This is a genomic window from Paludisphaera borealis (assembly GCF_001956985.1).
GTDB classification, from domain to species: Bacteria; Planctomycetota; Planctomycetia; order Isosphaerales; family Isosphaeraceae; genus Paludisphaera; species Paludisphaera borealis.
In genome coordinates, this window is sequence record NZ_CP019082.1 from 5,966,252 (window position 1) to 5,985,119 (window position 18,868).

General features: G+C 66.8%; 14 protein-coding genes. 4 read left to right on the forward strand and 10 right to left on the reverse strand.

Annotation, left to right across the window (positions count from 1 at the left end; genetic code table 11):
* Positions 1-8 precede the first annotated feature (8 nt).
* Both ruvB and ruvA read right to left on the reverse strand, forming a co-directional pair.
* A complete protein-coding gene (gene ruvB / locus BSF38_RS23140; RefSeq protein ID WP_076349479.1) occupies positions 9-1,112 on the reverse strand; it encodes a Holliday junction branch migration DNA helicase RuvB in 1,104 nt (367 codons plus the stop codon).
* A gap of 45 nt (positions 1,113-1,157) precedes the next feature.
* Positions 1,158-1,805 carry a Holliday junction branch migration protein RuvA gene (gene ruvA, locus BSF38_RS23145; RefSeq protein ID WP_076349480.1) on the reverse strand — a complete coding sequence of 216 codons (648 nt, stop codon included), beginning with the start codon at positions 1,803-1,805 and terminating at the stop codon, positions 1,158-1,160.
* A gap of 913 nt (positions 1,806-2,718) precedes the next feature.
* Here ruvA and BSF38_RS30445 point away from each other — a divergent pair.
* The 3 genes from BSF38_RS30445 (at position 2,719) to BSF38_RS23160 (ending at position 6,574) form a co-directional block, all read left to right on the forward strand.
* Complete coding sequence (locus BSF38_RS30445; RefSeq protein ID WP_099092117.1) at positions 2,719-3,165, forward strand: hypothetical protein; 447 nt, start codon at positions 2,719-2,721, stop codon at positions 3,163-3,165.
* A gap of 315 nt (positions 3,166-3,480) precedes the next feature.
* On the forward strand, positions 3,481-4,272 hold the full coding sequence (locus BSF38_RS23155; protein ID WP_076349482.1) for a HEAT repeat domain-containing protein: 792 nt from the start codon (positions 3,481-3,483) through the stop codon (positions 4,270-4,272).
* A gap of 172 nt (positions 4,273-4,444) precedes the next feature.
* Positions 4,445-6,574, forward strand: coding sequence for an endonuclease MutS2 (locus BSF38_RS23160; RefSeq protein ID WP_237170574.1), 2,130 nt, complete (start codon positions 4,445-4,447; stop codon positions 6,572-6,574).
* Between the two features lie 229 nt (positions 6,575-6,803).
* On the opposite strand, the gene glgB is transcribed toward BSF38_RS23160, so the two are convergent.
* Entirely contained in the window at positions 6,804-9,071 is a 2,268-nt protein-coding gene (gene glgB, locus BSF38_RS23165) for a 1,4-alpha-glucan branching protein GlgB (RefSeq protein WP_076349484.1), read from the reverse strand.
* Between the two features lie 187 nt (positions 9,072-9,258).
* On the reverse strand, positions 9,259-10,380 hold the full coding sequence (gene nadA / locus BSF38_RS23170; protein ID WP_076349485.1) for a quinolinate synthase NadA: 1,122 nt from the start codon (positions 10,378-10,380) through the stop codon (positions 9,259-9,261).
* A 190-nt stretch (positions 10,381-10,570) separates the two neighbouring features.
* Here nadA and BSF38_RS23175 point away from each other — a divergent pair, with 190 nt between their 5' ends.
* Complete coding sequence (locus BSF38_RS23175; protein ID WP_237170575.1) at positions 10,571-11,779, forward strand: ATP-binding response regulator; 1,209 nt, start codon at positions 10,571-10,573, stop codon at positions 11,777-11,779.
* A 13-nt stretch (positions 11,780-11,792) separates the two neighbouring features.
* Here the strand turns inward: BSF38_RS23175 and BSF38_RS23180 are convergent, their stop codons facing one another.
* From BSF38_RS23180 to BSF38_RS23205, 6 genes are all read right to left on the reverse strand, one after another.
* Complete coding sequence (locus BSF38_RS23180) at positions 11,793-12,644, reverse strand: phosphoenolpyruvate hydrolase family protein (RefSeq protein WP_076349487.1); 852 nt, start codon at positions 12,642-12,644, stop codon at positions 11,793-11,795.
* A 16-nt stretch (positions 12,645-12,660) separates the two neighbouring features.
* Positions 12,661-13,893 carry a Tm-1-like ATP-binding domain-containing protein gene (locus BSF38_RS23185; protein WP_210405635.1) on the reverse strand — a complete coding sequence of 411 codons (1,233 nt, stop codon included), beginning with the start codon at positions 13,891-13,893 and terminating at the stop codon, positions 12,661-12,663.
* Positions 13,894-14,087: 194 nt separating this feature from the next.
* The gene (locus BSF38_RS23190; RefSeq protein ID WP_076349489.1) at positions 14,088-15,107 is read right to left on the reverse strand and encodes an NAD-dependent epimerase/dehydratase family protein; all 1,020 of its coding nucleotides are present in this window, start codon (positions 15,105-15,107) and stop codon (positions 14,088-14,090) included.
* On the reverse strand, positions 15,104-16,846 hold the full coding sequence (locus BSF38_RS23195; RefSeq protein WP_210405636.1) for a fatty acid CoA ligase family protein: 1,743 nt from the start codon (positions 16,844-16,846) through the stop codon (positions 15,104-15,106). Before BSF38_RS23195 ends, BSF38_RS23190 begins: the two co-directional genes overlap by 4 nt.
* A 7-nt stretch (positions 16,847-16,853) precedes the next feature.
* Complete coding sequence (locus tag BSF38_RS23200) at positions 16,854-17,804, reverse strand: alpha/beta fold hydrolase (RefSeq protein ID WP_076349490.1); 951 nt, start codon at positions 17,802-17,804, stop codon at positions 16,854-16,856.
* Between the two features lie 5 nt (positions 17,805-17,809).
* Positions 17,810-18,862 (reverse strand): 3-oxoacyl-ACP synthase III, encoded by a 1,053-nt coding sequence (locus BSF38_RS23205; RefSeq protein WP_076351348.1) that lies wholly within the window; start codon positions 18,860-18,862, stop codon positions 17,810-17,812.
* Between the last annotated feature and the right edge of the window lie 6 nt (positions 18,863-18,868).

Consider the following 18,868-nt stretch of genomic DNA (forward strand, 5'->3'; position numbering starts at 1 on the left):
CTGCTTCATTACTCGAACAGCCGGCGCTGGGGGCCGAACAGCGGGTCCGGCTCCGGTTCGGGTTCGACGAGACCCAGGTGACGGTAGGCGGCCGAAGTGGCCACCCGACCGCGCGGGGTGCGGACGACGAACTCGCGACGGAGGAGGAACGGCTCGACCTCGTCGCGGATGGTGTCGAGCGAGATCGTCATGGTGGCGGCCAGCGCCTCGACGCCGGTCGGGCCTCCCTTGAAGACCCGGATCAGGGTCTCAAGGTAGCGTCTGTCCTGCTTGTCCATGCCTTCGGAGTCGATCTCCTGCATGTCGAGCGCGTCGCGGGCGATGGCCAGGTTGATCTCGCCGTCGGCGCAGGCCACGGCGTAATCGCGCACCCAGCGGAGCCGGGCGTTGGCGATCCGCGGCGTGCCTCGGCTGCGACTGGCCAGCTCCCAGGCGGCGTCGGGCGTGACGGTCGTCCGCAGCTTGGCGGCGTTGATGTTGATGATCCGGGCGAGGTCGTCGGCGTCGTAGAATTCCAGATGCTCGTGCATGTGGAACCGCTCCCGGAGCGGGGCCGAGAGCATGCCGCTGCGGGTGGTGGCCCCGATGATCGTGAACTTCTTGAGCGGCAGGTTGATCGTCCGCGCCGACATCCCCTCGCCGAGCACCACGTCGACCCGGAAGTCTTCCATGACGGGGTAGATGAACTCCTCGACGGCGCGGGGCAGGCGGTGGATCTCGTCGATGAAGAGGATCGAGCCTTCCGACGCATTGGTCAGGTACGGCATGACGTCCATCTTCTTATCGAGCGACGCGCCGCTGGTCAGGTTCAGCTCGACGCCTAGCTCGTTGTGGAGGACGCTCGCGAAGGTCGTCTTGCCCAGCCCGGGAGGGCCGTCGAAGAGGATGTGCGGCAGCGGCTCGTTGCGCTTGCGGGCCGCGGACAGGGCGATCGACAGCCGTTCGGCGACGGCGCGCTGGCCGACGATCTCGCCGAGCCGCTGGGGACGAAGCTTCTCGTCGCCCGCCTCGGCCTTGGGCTGCGGCTCGCCCTCGTCGTTCTGGGGGGCCTTGGACCTCGGGGCTCGGTCGTCGTCGTCGGGCTTTCCCTTGATCTTCACTTCGCGCGCCATCGTATCCTCCTTAGTGCTGGCTCCCCCGGCGAAGCTTACGCCCGGTCACGGCTTGCTCTGCTGGTAGATGGCTTCGATCATATCGGCCACCGACTTGAACTTCTTCTTGCCTGAGAGCACGCGGTCGAGGGCGGCTCGCGCCTCCATCTCGCTGTGACCCACGGACAGCAGCGCGGAGAACGTGTCGCGGACCACGTCGGGCTCGGCGTTTTCGGCCTCGCCGTTGGCATGCGACAGCGGCCCCGCTCCCTCGGGCGTGACGATCAGGGCGAATATGCCGACCTTGCGGCGCAGCTTGGCGACGATTCGCTCGGCCATCGCCTCGCCGATCCCGGGGAACGTGGCCAGCACCTTGACGTCTTGCTCCTGGATCGTCCGGGCCAGCTCGCGGACCGGCCGGACCATGGCCCGGAGCGCCTTGCGAACGCCGACGCCGTCGACCGAGCAGAAGGTGTCGAAGAACTCGCGGTCGACCGGCGAGAGGAAGCCGATCAGGCGAGGGACCATCTTGCCCCCCATCGCCTGCCCCTCGATGTAGAACGTCGTGTGCAACGTGATCGACTCGCCCACCTTCCCCTGAAGCTGCCTGCGCGTGTGCTCGGGTATCAAGACCTCGAGCTCGAACGGCTCGACCGCCAGGGTCAGAGCCTCGTCATTCACCGACCGGAGAACACCTCGGATTTGCGTGATCACCAGAACCCCTCGCCCGATTCTCGACTCTCGATCCCACTGTGGTTCTTTGTCCACTAATTGTGCCTCATGACGGCGCGTTGTGCAAGGCACAAGAGACCGGCGCGTCGGCGTGTCGCGAGGCTCATTGGACCCGGTCCGGTTGGACCGACGCGAAGGGTTCGCGCGATCGTAGCGCATGACGACGTCGGGACGCCCGACCTCGTACAAGCCCGAAGCGCCAGCGAGTGAATCGGCGGTCGGCCGTCGGGAGCATTCACTCGCTGGCGCTTCGGGCTTGTATCCGGACCTTGAGCGGCGCGGTTCAATCGGCGCCGGCCGCCCGTGATGCGAGGTCGAAAACGAGACCCTTCGTCGCGGGTCGGCGATGCTCGACGAAAGGCCGTCGAAGCGCGTGGCGCGGGGGCGAAGCGCGGGCTGCGACGGGTCTTCGAAAGGGCTCTCTCGACGCGCGGTTCACGAGGCTCACATGGCCGGTGTGGACCATCATCGCGAGGGCCTTCCGCCGACCTCTCGCGTGGTGGGGTTTCGCACCGTCGAACTCGCGGCACGCCGCGCGGCCTCGCGTCGCGCCGGGCCGGGCCTCTTGGTCGCCTCGGAGCGCGCTCCGAGGGTGTTGAGGCGCGTTCAACGAGAAGCCGCATTCGCGAAAAGCCTGTGTTTTACGGGGTGAACCCGCAATGAATCAAAGAGATAAGACATCGAGACGCTTGCAAATTATGCCGGACAAGAGTCCCAACGTACGATGATGCGACGAGTCCGCGCGGCCGAAAAACCCGAAAATTTCCGAGAAAATCGACGGTTTCCACGTATCTTCCTCTTCCACTATGTCAAAGATTTGGTATGAATTGGCGCAGGGACCGCTCTATGAGAGATGGTCAGTCACGAGAACATGTCAGTCGACGAGGTGACACCGATGGCCAGGACGAAGACGACGACGAAGAGCAGCGCACCCAAAGCCGCGACCAAGACCGCCGTCAAGAAGGCCGCCCCCGCCCCGAAGAAGGCCGCCCCCGCCCCGAAGCCCGAGGCGAAGGTCGCGGCTCCGAAGAAGGCCGCCGCGCCGAAGAAGGCCGCCCCCGTCGCGAAGGCGGCCGGCGTGAAGAAGGCCGCGCCGAAGAAGGCCGCGGTCATCAAGCTGACTGACGCTCAGGCGGCGCTCTTGAAGGAAGTCGTCGGTTCGAAGGAAGCCGGCGTCACGGCGACCAAGAAGAACCAGAAGCAGCTCGACTCGCTGCAGACGAAGAAGCTCATCAAGCGGGGCAAGAAGGACGGCGCGTTCTTCAAGTACCACGGCACCAAGCTGGGTGAGAAGCACCAGGCCGGCTCGGGCTCCGACTCGACCTCGAACACCTCCGCCTGAACGACGGTCGGCGAAGCAACGAAGAAACCACCAGGGCCGGGTCCTCATTCGTGACGGATCTCGGCCTTTTTCATTGCGCCGGCGGGGGCGGCCGCGCGACGCCTTCGGTCGGCGTGCAACTCGCTCTTGGCGGATCGGACGTTCCAGGCTAAGATCCCCGCGCCAGTCCGGCAGGATGGCTGTGCGGGACCATTTCCCGTCTCCAATCGCACAAGTCGGCTTGCGGCTTTCTCGCGTGACCGCCAGGACGGCGGATCAACGAGACGCGGTCCGCGAGTCCGGTCGACCACTCGATCAAGGATGGGTTCCACGCTCATGGACGAGGGAATTCTCCGCACCCGCGCGAATCGGCGAGCGATCGCTCGCCTCTCCGTCGTCCTGGCCGCCTGCGCGGCGGGCTGCACGACCTACGTGGGCACCACCGCGCGCAGCTTCCTCGGGCACGTCCGGAACAACCCCGACCCGAACGTCCGCTACGTCGCCTACTCCAAGCTCGGCTCGAAGGACCTCTACGACAACTCCGAGCAGAAGAGCGAGGCGGTCGCGACGCTGATCGAGAAGTACGAGCGCGGCAAGGAGCCGGTGGCGATCCGCGCCGTCATCTGCCGCAGTCTCGGTGATCTGGGCGATCCGAGCGCGCGCGCCGTCTTGCTCCGCGCCGTGCACGACCAGGAGGCCGTGATCAAGATCGAAGCCTGCCGCGCGCTGGGCAAGGTCGGGCGCTCCGAGGACGCGACGGTCCTCGCCCAGATCATGACGCTCGATCACCTTGAGGATGCGCGGATCGCCGCCATCGAAGGGCTGGCCGACCTCAAGAGCCGGGACCCGCGGATCTACAAGGTCCTGCTCGACGCCATGGAGCACGAAGACCCGGCCATCCGCCTGGCGTCCGTGGGCGCGCTCCGCAAGCTCACCGGCAAGGACGAAGGGACCGAGGTCGCCGCCTGGCGACGCGCCGTCGAGCCGATCATCGCCCAGGCGACGACCGACGCCGCCGCCGATCCCGCGACCGCGTCGGCGACCGCGACCCCCGCGAAGCCTCCGACCGATCCCTCGACGAAGCCCGCCGCCGGCCTCAAGCTTTTCGCGCCGCGCCCCCCGCGCTGACAGCTTGAAGCGGCGGCGATCGGAGGACGACCTTCGCGATCGGCATGGTCTCGCACCGCGTCGACTCGTCATAATCGAATGACGTGCCGAACCGACGCCGGTGTCGGAGTGTCATCCAAGGAATCACGCCTCGCAGCCGCCCCCGCGCCGGTGGTTCGGGGCGGGGCCGACCGTGAGTCAGCCGCGAGGCGATATGGACAGCCACACGCTCGATCTTCTGGGTCTCGACAAGATCCGCGCCCTCGTCGCGGCGCGCGCGGCGTGCTCGCTGGGGAAGGACGCCGCTCGGGGCCTGGAACCACTCCACGATCCGGGCGAGATCCACGCCAAGCAGGCGCTCACGACCGAGATGGCCGAGGCGATCGTCTCGGGCCTTCAGCCGCCGCTCGGCGGGCTGCACGACATTCGACCGCTCGTCCGCCGCGCCCAGGTCGGGGCGATGCTCGAAGCCGAGGAACTTGCCGAGGTCGCCGAGACGCTTCGGTCGATGGGGAACCTCGACGCCTGGCTGGTGCGGATCGGCGATCGGTTCCCCCGGCTCGGCGGTCTTCGCCAGGAGGTCGGCGAGTTCTCCGGCGTCAGCACGGCGATCGAGGGCTGCCTGGACAGCCGGGCCAAGATGCTCGACTCGGCCAGCCGTCGCCTCGCGGCCCTCCGTCGCGAGATCAGCCAGGTAGAGGAGCGAATCCAGGAGACCCTGCGGTCGATGCTTCGCTCGCCCGAAATCCGCCGGGCGCTGCGGTATCCCAACTTCACGATGGTCGGCCATCACTACGTGATCCCCGTCGCCAAGGAGCATCGCGGCGAGATCTCGGGCTCGGTTCAGCGCACCAGCGCCAGCAGCGAAACGGTCTATATCGAACCGACGGCCATCGCCGAAAAGTCGGCCCAGCTCTCCTACATTCGGGCGCGCGAGGCGAAGGAGATCCGCCGCATCCTGCGGTGGCTGAGCGCCCAGGTGGGGCAGGTCGGCGACGCGCTGCTGCGGACCCTGGTCGTCATGGCTGAGATCGACCTGATCTTCGCCAAGGCGCGGTACAGCCTCGATTACCGGATGACGGCCGTCGACATCAGCAACGACGGCAAGCTAGTGCTGCGGAAGGCGAGACACCCGCTGCTCGAAGCCATCCTCCGCCGCGATCCGGCCCTGGGACTCGAACCGCTTCCCGCTCCGCCGGCCCAGGAGGCCCGTGGCGCTGCGGTCGAGGCTGATCCGGAGTCTGGGGAGTCCGCTCCGGCGGAAGCCGCCTCGGCCGTCTCAGCGAGCCCCGCGCCGCGCCCTCGTGAGGTCGTGCCGATCGACGTTCATCTCGGCCTCCGGTTCCGGATGCTGGTGATCACGGGACCGAACACGGGCGGCAAGACGGTGGCGCTCAAGACGGTCGGGCTGCTGTCGATCATGTCGCAGATGGGTCTGCACATCCCGGCGTCGCAGGGCTCGCAACTGCCCGTCTTCGACGACGTGCTCGCCGACATCGGCGACGAGCAGAGCCTGGAGCAATCGTTGTCGACCTTCTCGTCGCATATCCGGCGGATCTCCGAGATCATTGGCAAGGCGTCTGAGCGGTCGCTGGTGTTGCTCGACGAGCTGGGCGCGGGAACCGACCCGGCCGAGGGCGCCTCGCTCGGTCGGGCGATCCTCGACGAGCTGGACAGCATCGGCGTCCTGGCGATGGTGACGACGCACATCGGCGACCTCAAAACGTACGCCCTCTCGAACCCTCGGGCCGAGAACGCGGCGGTCGAGTTCGACATCGAGAGCCTTCAGCCGAAGTACCATGTCCACATCGGCGACGTGGGGCAGTCGAACGCCCTCAAAATCGCCCGCCGACTGAGCCTTCCCGAACATCTCGTCGCCCGCGCGGAGAAGTACCTCGAAGAGCAAACGGGATCGTCTCAGCCCGAGTGGGACATGGTCGCCCGGATGCGCAAGGACGCCGAGGAAGCGCGCCAGGCGGCCATCGAGGCGCAGGCCGAAGCCGAGCTGACGCGCGAAGCCCTCGCGCAACAGCTCGAAACCCTCCAGCGCGAGAGCCGCCGCGAGGATTCGCTGATCGAGGCCCGCGCGCGGCTGCAGCCGGGAGACCGGGTCGTCGTTCCCAAGATGGGCTACGACCGCCCCGGGCGCGTCGTGAAGATCGATCCGCGAAAACGGATGGCGACCGTGGCGATCGGCCACGTGACCTGGAACGTCGCGATCGACGAGCTAGTGCCGCAGTCGACGCGCGTCCCCGAGCCGACGACCCCGGCCCGGGGCGCTCGCGGGAAGACCCCGAAGCTCGAAGACTTCGACGACCGCTGAGTTGCGGCCGCCGGGCCGAATTGTCGGAATAAAAGCCATCATGACGCCGTGGGAGGGGCCCGGCCTCATGAAAATGGAGTGCCGCGGAGTCGCGCGGGCGGCCTCCGAATGGAAGCCCGAAGCGCCAGCGAGTGCATTGTTTTGCGTTCGCTTACTCGGCACGCCGGCCGGGAGGATGCACTCGCTGGCGCTTCGGGCTTGTATTTTGATCCTGCGCAGATGGCCCGCGTTACTTCTTCTTCGGTCCCGCGCCGGCGGTTGTGGGCACCTTGAGGAAGAGGACGCCCAACGGGGGCAGGCGGAGCGAGATGTGGAACGGCCGGCCGGCGTGCGGCTCGTGATGCGACCAGACGCCGCCGTGATTACCCACGTTCGACCCGCCGTAAATGTCGGCGTCGGTGTTGAGGATCTCCTCGTAGAACCCTTCGGTCGGCACCCCGACGCGGTAGTCGTCGCGAACGACCGGCGTGAAGTTGCAGACCACGACCATCGCGTCTTCCGAGTTCTTCGCCCGGCGCAGGAAGGCGAGCACGCTGTTCTCCCAGTCGTGGAGTTCGAGCCACTCATAGCCTTGCCAGTCGAAGTCGATCTGGTGCAGCGACGCCTGATGCTTGTACAGCGCGTTCAGGTCGGTGACGAGCTGGAAGACCCCGCGATGGTCGGGCCAGTCGAGGAGGTGCCAATCGATGCTCTCGTCGTGGTTCCACTCGCGCCACTGGGCGATCTCGTCGCCCATGTACAGCAGCTTCTTGCCGGGGTGGCCGTACATGTAGCCGTAGAGAAGGCGGAGGTTGGCGAATTTCTGCCAGAGGTCGCCGGGCATCTTGTCGAGCAGCGAACGCTTGCCGTGGACGACCTCGTCGTGCGAGAGCGGGAGGATGAAGTTCTCGCTGAACGCGTAGATCATGCTGAACGTCAGCCCGCCGTGCTCGTACTTCCGATAGACCGGGTCCTTCGCGAAGTAGCGGAGGGTGTCGTTCATCCAGCCCATGTTCCACTTGAGGCTGAAGCCGAGCCCTCCCAGATAAGTGGGCCGCGAGACGCCCGACCAGCTCGTCGATTCCTCGGCGATGGTCAGGATTCCGGGATGCTCGCGATGGCAGATCTCGTTGAGCTGCTTGAGGAAGTCGATGGCTTCCAGGTTCTCATTGCCGCCGAAGATGTTGGGGACCCACTCGCCCGGTTCGCGGGAGTAGTCGAGATAGAGCATCGAGGCGACGGCGTCGACGCGGAGGCCGTCGATGTGGTAGCGGTCGAGCCAGAACAGAGCGTTGCCGAACAGGAAGTTGCGGACTTCCGGCCGGCCGTAGTTGAAGATCTTGGTCCCCCAGTCGCGATGCTCGCCCAGCCGGGGGTCGGCGTGCTCGTACAGGTGGGTGCCGTCGAAGTACCCGAGCCCATGCACGTCATTGGGGAAGTGCGCGGGAACCCAGTCGAGGATCACGCCGATCCCGTTCTGGTGGAGGTGGTCGATGAAGTAGGCGAAGTCGTCCGGGCTGCCGTGCCGCGCCGTGGGGGCGAAGTAGCCGACCGGCTGGTAGCCCCAGCTTCCATCGAAGGGATGCTCGGTGATCGGCATCAGCTCGATGTGCGTGAAGTGGCTGTGCTTGAGGTGGGCGACCAGTTGCTCGGCCAGCTCGCGGTAGCTGAGAAAGCCGTTGTCTTTCTCGACCTTGCGCTTCCAGGAGCCGAGGTGGACTTCGTAGATCGACATCGGCTGATCGAGCGCCTGCCGCTGCGCCCGGTTCGCCATCCACTCCGTGTCGCCCCACGAGAACCGCGAGATGTCCCAGACCACCGAGGCCGTCTTGGGCCGGAACTCGGCCGCAAGTCCGTAAGGGTCGGACTTCTGCACGGTGTAGGCGTGGTGTCGGCTCTTGATCTCGAACTTGTAGACTTCGCCTTCGCAGAGGTCGGGGATGAAGATCTCCCAGATTCCGGTGGCGCCCCGGTTGCGCATCGGGTGCCTGCGGCCGTCCCAATGGTTGAAATTGCCGACCACGCTCACGCGCTGCGCGTTGGGCGCCCAGACGGCGAAATTGACGCCTCGAAACCCTTGATGGGTGCGGAGATGGGCTCCCAGGCGCTCGTAGTTGTGAAGGTGGGTCCCCTCGCCCAGCAGGTGCAGGTCGAAGTCGGTGAGCACCGGCTCGAAGGCGTAGGGGTCGACCAGCTCCCACGAATGGCCTTCATGGTTCTCGATCTTGAGCCGATAGGGAAACGCCTCGGAGCGGTCGGGGAACGAAGCTTCGAAGAAGCCGTCGGCGTGAGTCTTCTCCATCGGGTAGAGCTTGCCGGGCTCGCCGCGCGACAGGTCGACGACGCTGGCCCGGCGGGCTTCCGGCAAGAAGGCGCGGATCGTCCAGCCTTTGGAGCCCTCCTTGGTGGACGAGGGATGCGGACCCAGGATCGTGAACGGGTTCCAATGGCTCGCGTGCGTGATCAGGTCGAGATCCGCCTGGGAGACCGTCGACTGCTGCCGTGTCATCAGAGCCATATTTCGAGACTCGCTCTCTGCGTTGATGGGGCCGTCGTCTGCGCGTCGTCGTTTTGGATAGATTTATACTTAGCCGCCGGCTCCACACCATGCAACCGAGAAGCCCCGCAAGACCATCGCGAAAGGTCGGGTCGAAGGGTGTGAGCCGCGCGCGTGGACGCGTCGTCATGCGCGAGCCCGTCCTGTGTCAAGGCAGATCGAGCATCCGCTGCAAGGCGACGCGAGCCCATCGCGCGGTCTCGTCGGGGACCTTGACCTGGTTCACGGGCGTGCCCCGCGCCAGATTGTCCAGGCACCAGGCCAGGTGGGGAAGGTCGATCCGGGACATCGTCGCGCACATGCAGACCATCGGCGACAGGAAATGGATCGTCTTGTCGGGATTCTCGGCGGCCAGCCGGTTGACCAGGTGAAGCTCGGTGCCGACGGCCCAGGTGCTGCCCGCGGGGGCGTTCTCGACCGTCTTGATGATGAACTCGGTCGACCCAACCAGGTCGGCCAGCTCGACGACCTCCATCATGCACTCCGGATGCACCAGAACCTTGATGCCGGGGAACTGCTTGCGGAACTGGCCGACATGCGCCGGCTTGAACATCTGGTGGACCGAGCAATGCCCGCGCCAGAGCAAGACGCGGCTGTTCTCGATCGCCTCGACCGAGTTGCCCCCCAGCGGCAGCCGGGGGTTCCAGACGTGCATCCGGTCGAGCGGAATGCCCATCGCCCGCGCGGTGTTGCGTCCGAGGTGCTGATCCGGGAAGAAGAGCGCCCGACTGTTCTTGGCGAAGGCCCAATCGAGGACCTTGCGCGCGTTCGTGCTGGTGCAGACGATGCCGCCGTGGCGTCCGCAGAACGCCTTCAACTCGGCCGTCGAATTGATGTAGGTCACCGGCGTGAGGTCTTCGACGTCGATAAGCTCGCCGAGGTCGGCCCAGGCGGCCTCGACGGAGTCGAGGTCGGCCATGTCGGCCATGCTGCAACCCGCGCCCATGTCGGGCAGGTGGACGGTCACCTCGTCGCGCGAGAGGATGTCGGCGGTCTCGGCCATGAAATGCACGCCGCAAAAGACGATCGCACGGCAGGCCCGGCTCTCGGCCGCAAGCTGGCTGAGCTTCAGGCTGTCGCCGCGCAGGTCGGCGAACCGGATGACCTCATCCTGCTGATAGTGATGGCCGAGGATCAGGAGCGCATCGCCCAGCTCGCGCTTGACCGCCTCGATGCGCTCGTTGAGTTCGGCGTTGGGAGCCTGCCGATAGGTCTCGAACGGCAAGGCGGCGAGGCCGGGATTGTCGACTGCGGCGGGAGTGGCGATCATCGTGGCCCCATGTCTCGGCTGGTGCGCGAGGCGGTCGGTCGGTCGTCCGCCTCTTGGTTACAAGGTCGTCCCTGAAGGTCCGGCTTCGTCTCGTTCCTCAAATTCTATCCGCGGCATTGACCGGTCAAGGTATTATATCCCAGTATCAGACCAAGACGCGATCCAGTCTGGGCTTCGGTCGATGCGTTGCGTGCTTCGCAGCAGGCGTGCATCGTCCGCGACGTCGATCCGAACCACCGGACGCCTTTGCCACGACACGCCGCTGACGAGCGAGGAACACGTAGTGGAGCCCGAGGCGACCGTCTTACTCGTCGATCACAACGACGCCGACCGGGCGCGTTTCCGCTCGATTTTATCGCACGGCGGGTACGCCGTTTTCGAGACGTCGCGGGGCGAGGACGTGGTTCTCAAGGCACGCGACGTCCGGCCGCATTTGATCGTCCTCGACGCCGCGCTTCCCGATCTCGACGTGACGGCGGCGTGCCAGGCGATTCGTTGCGACGGCGCGATCGCCGGAACCCCTGTGTTGATCCTCACCGTAGGCCACGACGATTCCGGCGTCCTGGCGGGTTTGAATGCGGGCGCGGACGATTATACGACCAAGGACTCCGCTCCGGAGTTGATCCTGGCGCGCGTCCGGCGCCTGGTCCAGTACCGCAAGCTCTCGGATCTGGCGGTGCTCGATCGCCAGTTGGTGCAGGTCGGTCGGTTGCTCGCGGGGATCGTCCACGAGATCCGGGGGCCGCTCTCGGTCATCCGCGGCAGCGCCGAGCTGCTGCGATTGAGCCTTCACGACCGAGACGACGACTTGCAGTGGGTCGACTCGATCCTTCGCGGGTCGAGTCTGCTCCAACTCCGGCTTGAGCACCTGATGGCGGCGGTCCGGCCCGGCCCGGTGCACCTCCAGCCGGTCGACGTGGGTTCGCTGCTCGCGGAGGCGGTCGACCTGTTCACGAAGGGGTTGCCGCCGAATCAACGGCAGGTGAGAGTCGAGACCCGTTGCGGCCATCTGCACGAGATTCACGGCGACGCGGGGAGGCTGATGCAGGTCCTGTTCGATCTTCTCTCCAACGCCCACCAGGCGATCGCCGCGTCGGGCAAGGAGGGGGGGATTCTGCTACGGACCGACAGCGTCCACGAGGGCCAGACCGAATGGGTCCGGATGGAAGTCCTCGACGAAGGACCGGGAATCCCCGACAACTACCTGCGGCGGATCTTCGAACCGTTCTTCACGACGAGGGAAGGGGGGAGCGGTTACGGCTTGTATCTCGCCTCCGAGATCGTCCGCGAGCTGGGAGGCCGGCTGACCGCCCGTAACAATCCCGGCGGCGGCGCCTGCTTCACGGTCCTGCTCCCGGCCCGCTCGGCGGTCGCGGGCTCGGCGTCGGCGGGTCGCTGATCACTTCGAGGCCTTATTCGGACTTCGGCTTGCCGCGTCCGCGCCGCAGGCCGACGAAATCGCGCGTCTGCTGGGCGATGGCTTGCTCGGTCGGCAATCGCTCCATCGAGCTGGCGCCGTAGAAGCCGTCGAGTCCCTCGACGCGATCGAGCACGTAGCGGGCGTCGTCCGGCATGGCGATCGGACCGCCGTGGCACAGGACGAGGACGTCGTCACGGACCGATCGGGCCGAGGCGACGATCTCGGCCACGTCGCGGACGCAGTCGTCGATCGACCGCGACGTCCGAGCGCCGATGCTCCCCTTGGTCGTCAGACCCATGTGAGCCACGATCAAGTCGGCACCGGCTTCAGTGAGCTTCCGCGCCTGGTCCGGGTCGAAGGCGTAGGGCGTGGTCAGCAGATCCAGCTCGTGGGCCTTCTTGATGCAGGCGATCTCGCAGTCGAAGCCCATTCCCGTCTCTTCGAGGTTCGCGCGGAAGACGCCGTCGATCAGGCCGACGGTCGGGAAATTCTGGATTCCGGCGAAGCCCAGCTCCTTCAGCTCGCGAAGGAACACGTCGGTGATCATGAACGGGTCGGTCGCGCAGACGCCCGCCACGACCGGCGTGTGGTCGACGGCGGTCAAAACCTCGTACGCCATTTCCTTGACGATGGCGTTGGCGTTTCCATACGGCATGAGGCCCGCGAGCGAGCCTCGGCCCGCCATCCGGAACCGTCCCGAATTGTAGATCACGATCAGGTCGATCCCGCCGGCCTCCTCGCACTTGGCACTCAGGCCGGTCCCCGCCCCGCCGCCGATGATCGGCAGGCCGGCCGCGACCTTCTTGCGGAAGCTCTCCAGGATCGTCGAACGCGTTTCCGCCATGTCAGGAACTCCAGGGTCATTTCGGATCGCGACCCAGCGCGGCCCGTTCGAGATAGGCTCGAACGAGCTGGCGGGCGAACTGCGGGTCGTTGATGTGCAGCGGAAACCGCCGGATGGTCCGGTCGGCGGTCTGGTGGACCGTCGCCTCCAGCTCGTTGAACAGGGCGGCGTCGGCCTCGGGGTCGTGAAACGGCTTGCCCGGCGCGTCGAGTCCGGACAGGCCGCGCTCCGGTATCAGGAGCGACACCGGCGACCGCCAGCGATTGAGTTTTTCGCCGATCCAACGGCCAAAGCGACGGTTCTCGTCGACCGTCGTCCGCATCAGCGTGACCTGCTCGTTGTGCTGGTGGAAAAGGCGGTCGCGATATTTCTCGGGAACCGTGGCCCGCGCGCCGAAGTTGACCATGTCGAGTGCGCCAAGGCTCATCACGCAGGGAATCCGCGCCGCGATCTGGGCCTCGAACCGGTCGGTCGTGCATGGAAAGACTCCGCCGACGAGGAAGTCGGCGACTTCGGTCGTCGTGACGTCGAGCAGCCCCTGAATCAGACCCGAGGCGACGAGCTGCTCCATCGCTCGGCCGCCGGTCCCGGTGGCGTGGAAGACCAGGCTGTCGTACCCCAGGGGCTCCAGCTCTTCGCGAGCCTCCGTGACGCAAGGCGTGGTCAGGCCGAACATGGTCAGGCCCAGCGCAGGCCGCTCGACCTCGATCGCGACCGCGTCCTTCACCATCCCCGCCATCGCGTGCGCGGCGTTCGCCAGCACGGTCCGTAAAACGGTGTTCAGGCCGGCGACGTCGACGACGGAATACATCATGCAGATGTCGGTGCAGCCGACGTAAGGCGACGTGTCGCCGCTCGCGACCGTCGAGACCATCAGCTTGGGCAACCCGACGGGCAACGCGCGCATCGCCGGCGTGATCAGCGCGGTGCCGCCGCTGCCGCCGAGCCCGATCACCCCCGCGACCTTCCCCGCCTTGTGCTCGGCGACAAGAAACCTCGTCAACGCCCTGCTGAGCGACGAGATCGCCGCGCCCCGTTCCTCGCGATCGAGGCTTGAGCCTGTCTCGTCCTCGGGTTGAAACGAAGCGACGGTCTGGCGCGACACGTCCGCTTCGTCGTCGGGATCGTTTCGCGTCCCGACGTCGACGATCACGACCGACACGCCCGCCGACTGCAGCCGATCGGCCGTGTACAGCAGCTCTCGCCCTTTGGTGTCCATCGTGGCGATCGCATAGACGGAAGGGCTCATGTCGTCTCTCCTCGGCCCGCGATCCAGACAGGTTTTGCGATTGGGTTGCATGCGTAGGGGCGTCCCTTGTGGGCGCCCGATCGGCGTCGGCAACTGCGGCGGCCTTGGCGACTCGGGCACCCACAAGGGGCGCCCCTACAACGAAACGGACTTCCTGCGCACACCGGGGGTCTGCAACCCAAAAGCATACCGCGCTAAATCTCGGTCTGGTCCTGTTGTAGCGAGGCGGCCAACCTGCGCAGGCCTTCCTCGATGCTGACGTGAGGAGCATAGCCGAGATCCCGGCGCGCGGCGTCGAGATTGTACCAGTGCGCCGTCGAAAGCTCATGGGCGAGGAACCGCGTCATCCGCGGTTCCCCGGAGAGCCTTAGCACGCCGTAGCAGACCTCGAAGGCTCGGCCGAGGGCGACGGCCAGCGACTTCGGCACGGTGCGCTTCACCGGCGGCAGATGGGCGATATCGAGAAACCGGTTGATCATGTCCCAGACGGGCACGGGCTGGCCCTGGGCGATGAAGTAGACCTTGCCGGCGACCGCAGAGCCGACGTCCAGGCGGTCGGCGGCCAGAATGTGGGCTGAAGCGGCGTTATCGATGTACGTCAGATCGATCAACGGGTTGCGACGCCCGATCCGGAACAACCGCCGCGCCCGGGCTCGCGCGAAGACCCGGGGCAGGATGTTGTTGTCTCCCGGCCCCCAGATCAGGTGCGGCCGGAGGACGACGGTAGCCAGCGCGCCGTCGTTCGCCTTGCGAACCAGCTTCTCGGCCTCGGCCTTCGTGCGGGGGTACGCCGCTTCGTAGTGGTCGGGATAGGGGATCGACTCGTCGACGCCTTCGAGATCCTTCCCGCTGAAGATCACGCTGGGGGAACTCGTGTAGATCAGCTTGCGGACGCCGTGAGCACGGCAGGCGTCGACGACGTTCTTGGTGCCCTGCACGTTCGTCCGCCGGTACTCGTGCTCGGGCCCCCAGAGGCCCGCCTTGGCCGCGACGTGAAAGACCGCGTCGCAACCTTCGACCGCGCGGGCGACGACACCGGCGTCGGCGATGTCCCCCTGAATCTGCTCGGCCCCGAGCGCGTCGAGCTGAGAATAGTGACGCCGGGTCAGGGTGCGGACGGCCTGCCCCTTGGCGCGGAGCAGGGCCACGACGGCCGATCCCAGGAATCCGCCGCCTCCGGTCACGAGCACGGGGCGGGACGGGTCGAGCGTCATGGCCGTTTCCTCGCGGCCCAGACCGCCAGTTTTTCGCGGAAGATCTTCGAGTTATGGCGAATGTCGACGGGGAACGCGCGGTGGAACACGATCGTTGTGATCCGCCTTGTGTGATCGAACTTCGACCCGAGTTCCAGCAGCTCGCCCCGGACCCTTTCGCGGTCGCGGCGGCCGAGCCGGCGGACCGGCTCGACGCACAGGACCGGGATTCTTCCTTCGGGGCGATCGACGCCGACCAGCGCGGTCCGCGCGACTTCAGGATGAGCGTTGAACACGCCCTCGCAGCAGATCGTGTGCAGCGTCGCGTCCTTCAGCACGACCCGGTGCGACTTCCGGCCGCAGAACCAGATCCGGCCGCGATCGTCGAGGTAGCCGACGTCCCCCATCCGGTGATAGAAGGTTTCGTTCGCCGAGTCGATGATCTTCGCGAGCGCCGTGGCTTCGGGCCGCCCGTAGTACTCGCGCGTGACGACCGAACCGGAGACGATCACCTCGCCGACGTCACCGTCCGGGACGACCAGATCATCGCTCCACTCGGGGATCGGCTGGTCGCTGATCCGGATGATCTTGACCGTGATGTCGCCGACCGGACGGCCGACGCAGACGCCTCGGCCGAGGTCCGTCTGGCGACCCGTCTCCCCGAGGATCTCGGCGCTGCCGATCGAGGCGACGGGCAACGACTCGGTAGCTCCGTACGGCGTGAAGATCTCGGCGGGAGGTTCGAGCAGCCGGGCGAAGGTTTCGAGCACCCGGGGCGACGCGGGCGCACCGGCCGTGACCACGCGGCGGAGGGTCGGGATTTTCAGGCCCTTGGCCACGCCGGCCGGGCCGACGCGCTTCAGAAGCGCCGGCGAGCCGAACATGTTGGTCGGGCCGAAATCGTCGATCGCCTCGAACAGCTTCTCCGGGGCGACCCGGGCGGGGCGCGTGGGGTCCATTTGCGGGACGATCGACGTCATCCCGAGCGCCGGGGCGAAGAGCGCAAACAAGGGAAACGTGCAGAGGTCGATCTCGCCCGGCTCGATCTGGTAGAGCGATCGGAAGCACTCGATCTGCGCGAGGAAGATCGCGTGGGTGTAGATGGCCCCCTTGGGAGGGCCCGTGCTGCCGCTGGTGAAGAGGATCGCCGCCGGCTCGTCGGGCTTCACGCCCCGGAAGACCGGCGTCGCAATCCGCCCGCTCGCGATCGCCTCGCGACCTCGCCGGCGAATCGTGTCGAGCGAGGCCGTCGCCAGGCTGTTCAGCCACTTGCCCTGGCCCGCCAGGATGACGCGCCGGACGGTGTCGCGGCCCCAACCGAGGACGCGTCGGGCGACGATCGCCGGGGCGATGCCGATGAAGGTTTCCGGCTCGGCCTCGTCGAGGCAGCGTCCCAGGCTCTTGAGCCCGATCCCCGGATCGATCAGCACCGGGACGACGCCCGCCTTGAAGAGGCCGAAGACCAGCGCGAAGAAGTCGAGCCCCGGCCGGACCATCACCGCGGCGCGGCTGCCTCGGGGAACGGCCTCCTCGATCAGACCGGCGGCGATCGCGTCGCTGTCGCGGTCGAGCTGGCCGTACGTGAAGTGGCCGTAACGGATCTGGCCCGCCGCCCCGCGCCCCTGGGGCACGACGACCGCCGCCCGGTGCGGCTGGCGGTTCGCCATGTCGTGCAGGTGCTGGGCGATGTTGGCCAGGTGATCGTCGGCGATGGGAACGGACGCGGGGGCGTCCTCGACGTCTTGACTCGGCGTGTTCATGTCCGGGTCAACCCTCGGCGGCCTGCGTCGCGGTCACGGACGACGGCGACTCGGGCGCGTCCAGGAAGCTCGCGATCTGCGGAATCAAGGTCTCGGCTTCGTCTTCGAGGATGTAATGACCCGCATCGGGGAACTTGTGGACCTCGGCGAGCGGGAAGCGTCGCTCCCATTCTCTGAGGAACGGCGCGTCGAACACGAAGTCCTTCATCCCCCAGCCGATGAACATGGGGACCGAGCGGAGCAAGTGCAACCGGCTCTCGACCCAGCTCACCAGGTCGTAGCACCGGTCGTACGGGCGAAGCGGGATGTCCTGGACGAACCGATGAACCGCGATCCGGTTCGCCCACGAATCGTAAGGGGCGACGTAGGCGTCGCGGAGCGATTTCGGCATCCGCTCCTTGGTGCAGCCGATGACCGCCGTCCCGCGAGCAAAGGCGTTGAGCCCCCGGACCGCGAGCGACCCGAGCGCCGGGTTGCGGCAGACGCCGAGGGACCAGGGGAACCGCTTGTCCGTCGGCATGTGGAACGCCGCCGTGTTGAGCACGACCAGGCGGGCGATCCGCTCGGGCCGGCGAGCAGCGTACGTCAACCCGATCATGCCCCCCCAGTCGTGGACCACGAGCGTCACGTCGCGGACGATCCCCAGGTGGTCGAGCAGGCGTTCCAGGTCGTCGACGCGGCTTTCGAGCGTGTAGCGATACCGGTCGTCGCCGGGCTTGTCGGAGAGCCCGCAGCCGATGTGGTCGGGGACGATCGTGCGGTGCGAGGGGCTAAGCGCCTCGACCAGGCGACGATAGTAGAACGACCACGTCGGATTGCCGTGGACCATGACGACCGGGCGGCCTTCGCCTTCGTCCAGGTAATGATAGCGCAGGCCGTCGCGATCGAAGTCGCGGCCCGGGTGGGCGGCCAGGAATTCCCCGAGTTCGGGGCTGGAGTTGCGTGTCGTTCCCGTCATCCTGCTTACCACTCCAGGCCCAGCATCAGGCAGTTCAGGCCGCTGCCGATTCCGAGGAACGCGACCCGGTCGCCAGGGTGGAGAACCTGCCGGTCTTCGGCCAGCGCGGCGGTCAGCGGCAATGAGACGGTTCCCATGTTGCCGAGATACGGAAACGTCGAATAATCCTTCTCGATCGGCAGTCCCAGCGATCGCAAGATCGTGTCGCGATGCGACCCGCCGACCTGGTGGCAGACGACCTTGTCGACCTGCTCCTTGACCCAGCCCAGCTTGCGGAGGAACGACTGCCAGGTCTTCACCCCAAGTTCGACGCCGTGAGTCAGCACGGCCGTGGCGTCGGTCGACGTGAACTGTTGCAGCGGACCGTTCGTCAGCGGCTTCACCGCCTCGACGCCCCAGCGGCAGAGGTCGTGGAACTGGGGCGCCGACTGGACCGCGCCGCCGAGCAGCCGCCGCCGCTTGGTTCGCGAAAGCTGGCCGTCGGTCAGCAGGACCGCGACCGCCCCGGAACCCCCGGTCAGCGTGGCCAGCGCCTCTTTGAAGAAATCCATGCTCGGGTTCTGGCACATCCGCTCGATCATGACGTTGTTGATCTCGCGGGCCGTCTCGCAGGCGACGACCATCCCCGTGCGGATCTGGCCGAGCTCGATCCGGTTGGCGACGTCGATCATGCCGCTGAGCACGCCCAGGCAGGCGTTGCTCAGGTCGTGAATCACGGCCCCCGGACTGATCGCCAGCTCCGACGCGATCCGGCAGGCCGTCGCGGGCTCGAAGTACTCGCGGCAGACGCCCCCGTAAACCAGGGCTTCGACCTGGTCGGCGGGAATGTCGGCGGCCTCAAGGGCGCGGCGTGCGGCGACGATCGCGCCGTCGGAGATCCGATGCCCTTCCTCCCACCAACGCCGCTCGATGATCCCCGTCAGGGCTTCGAGCTGGCCGGGGATCAGGTGCAAAGCCTCATACACCGGCGCAAGCCGCTCCTCCAGTTCGGAGGAAGAGACGACCACCGGAGCGACCTCGTAGCCGAACGCCTCAATATAGACGTTCTCGTATTTCATCGATCC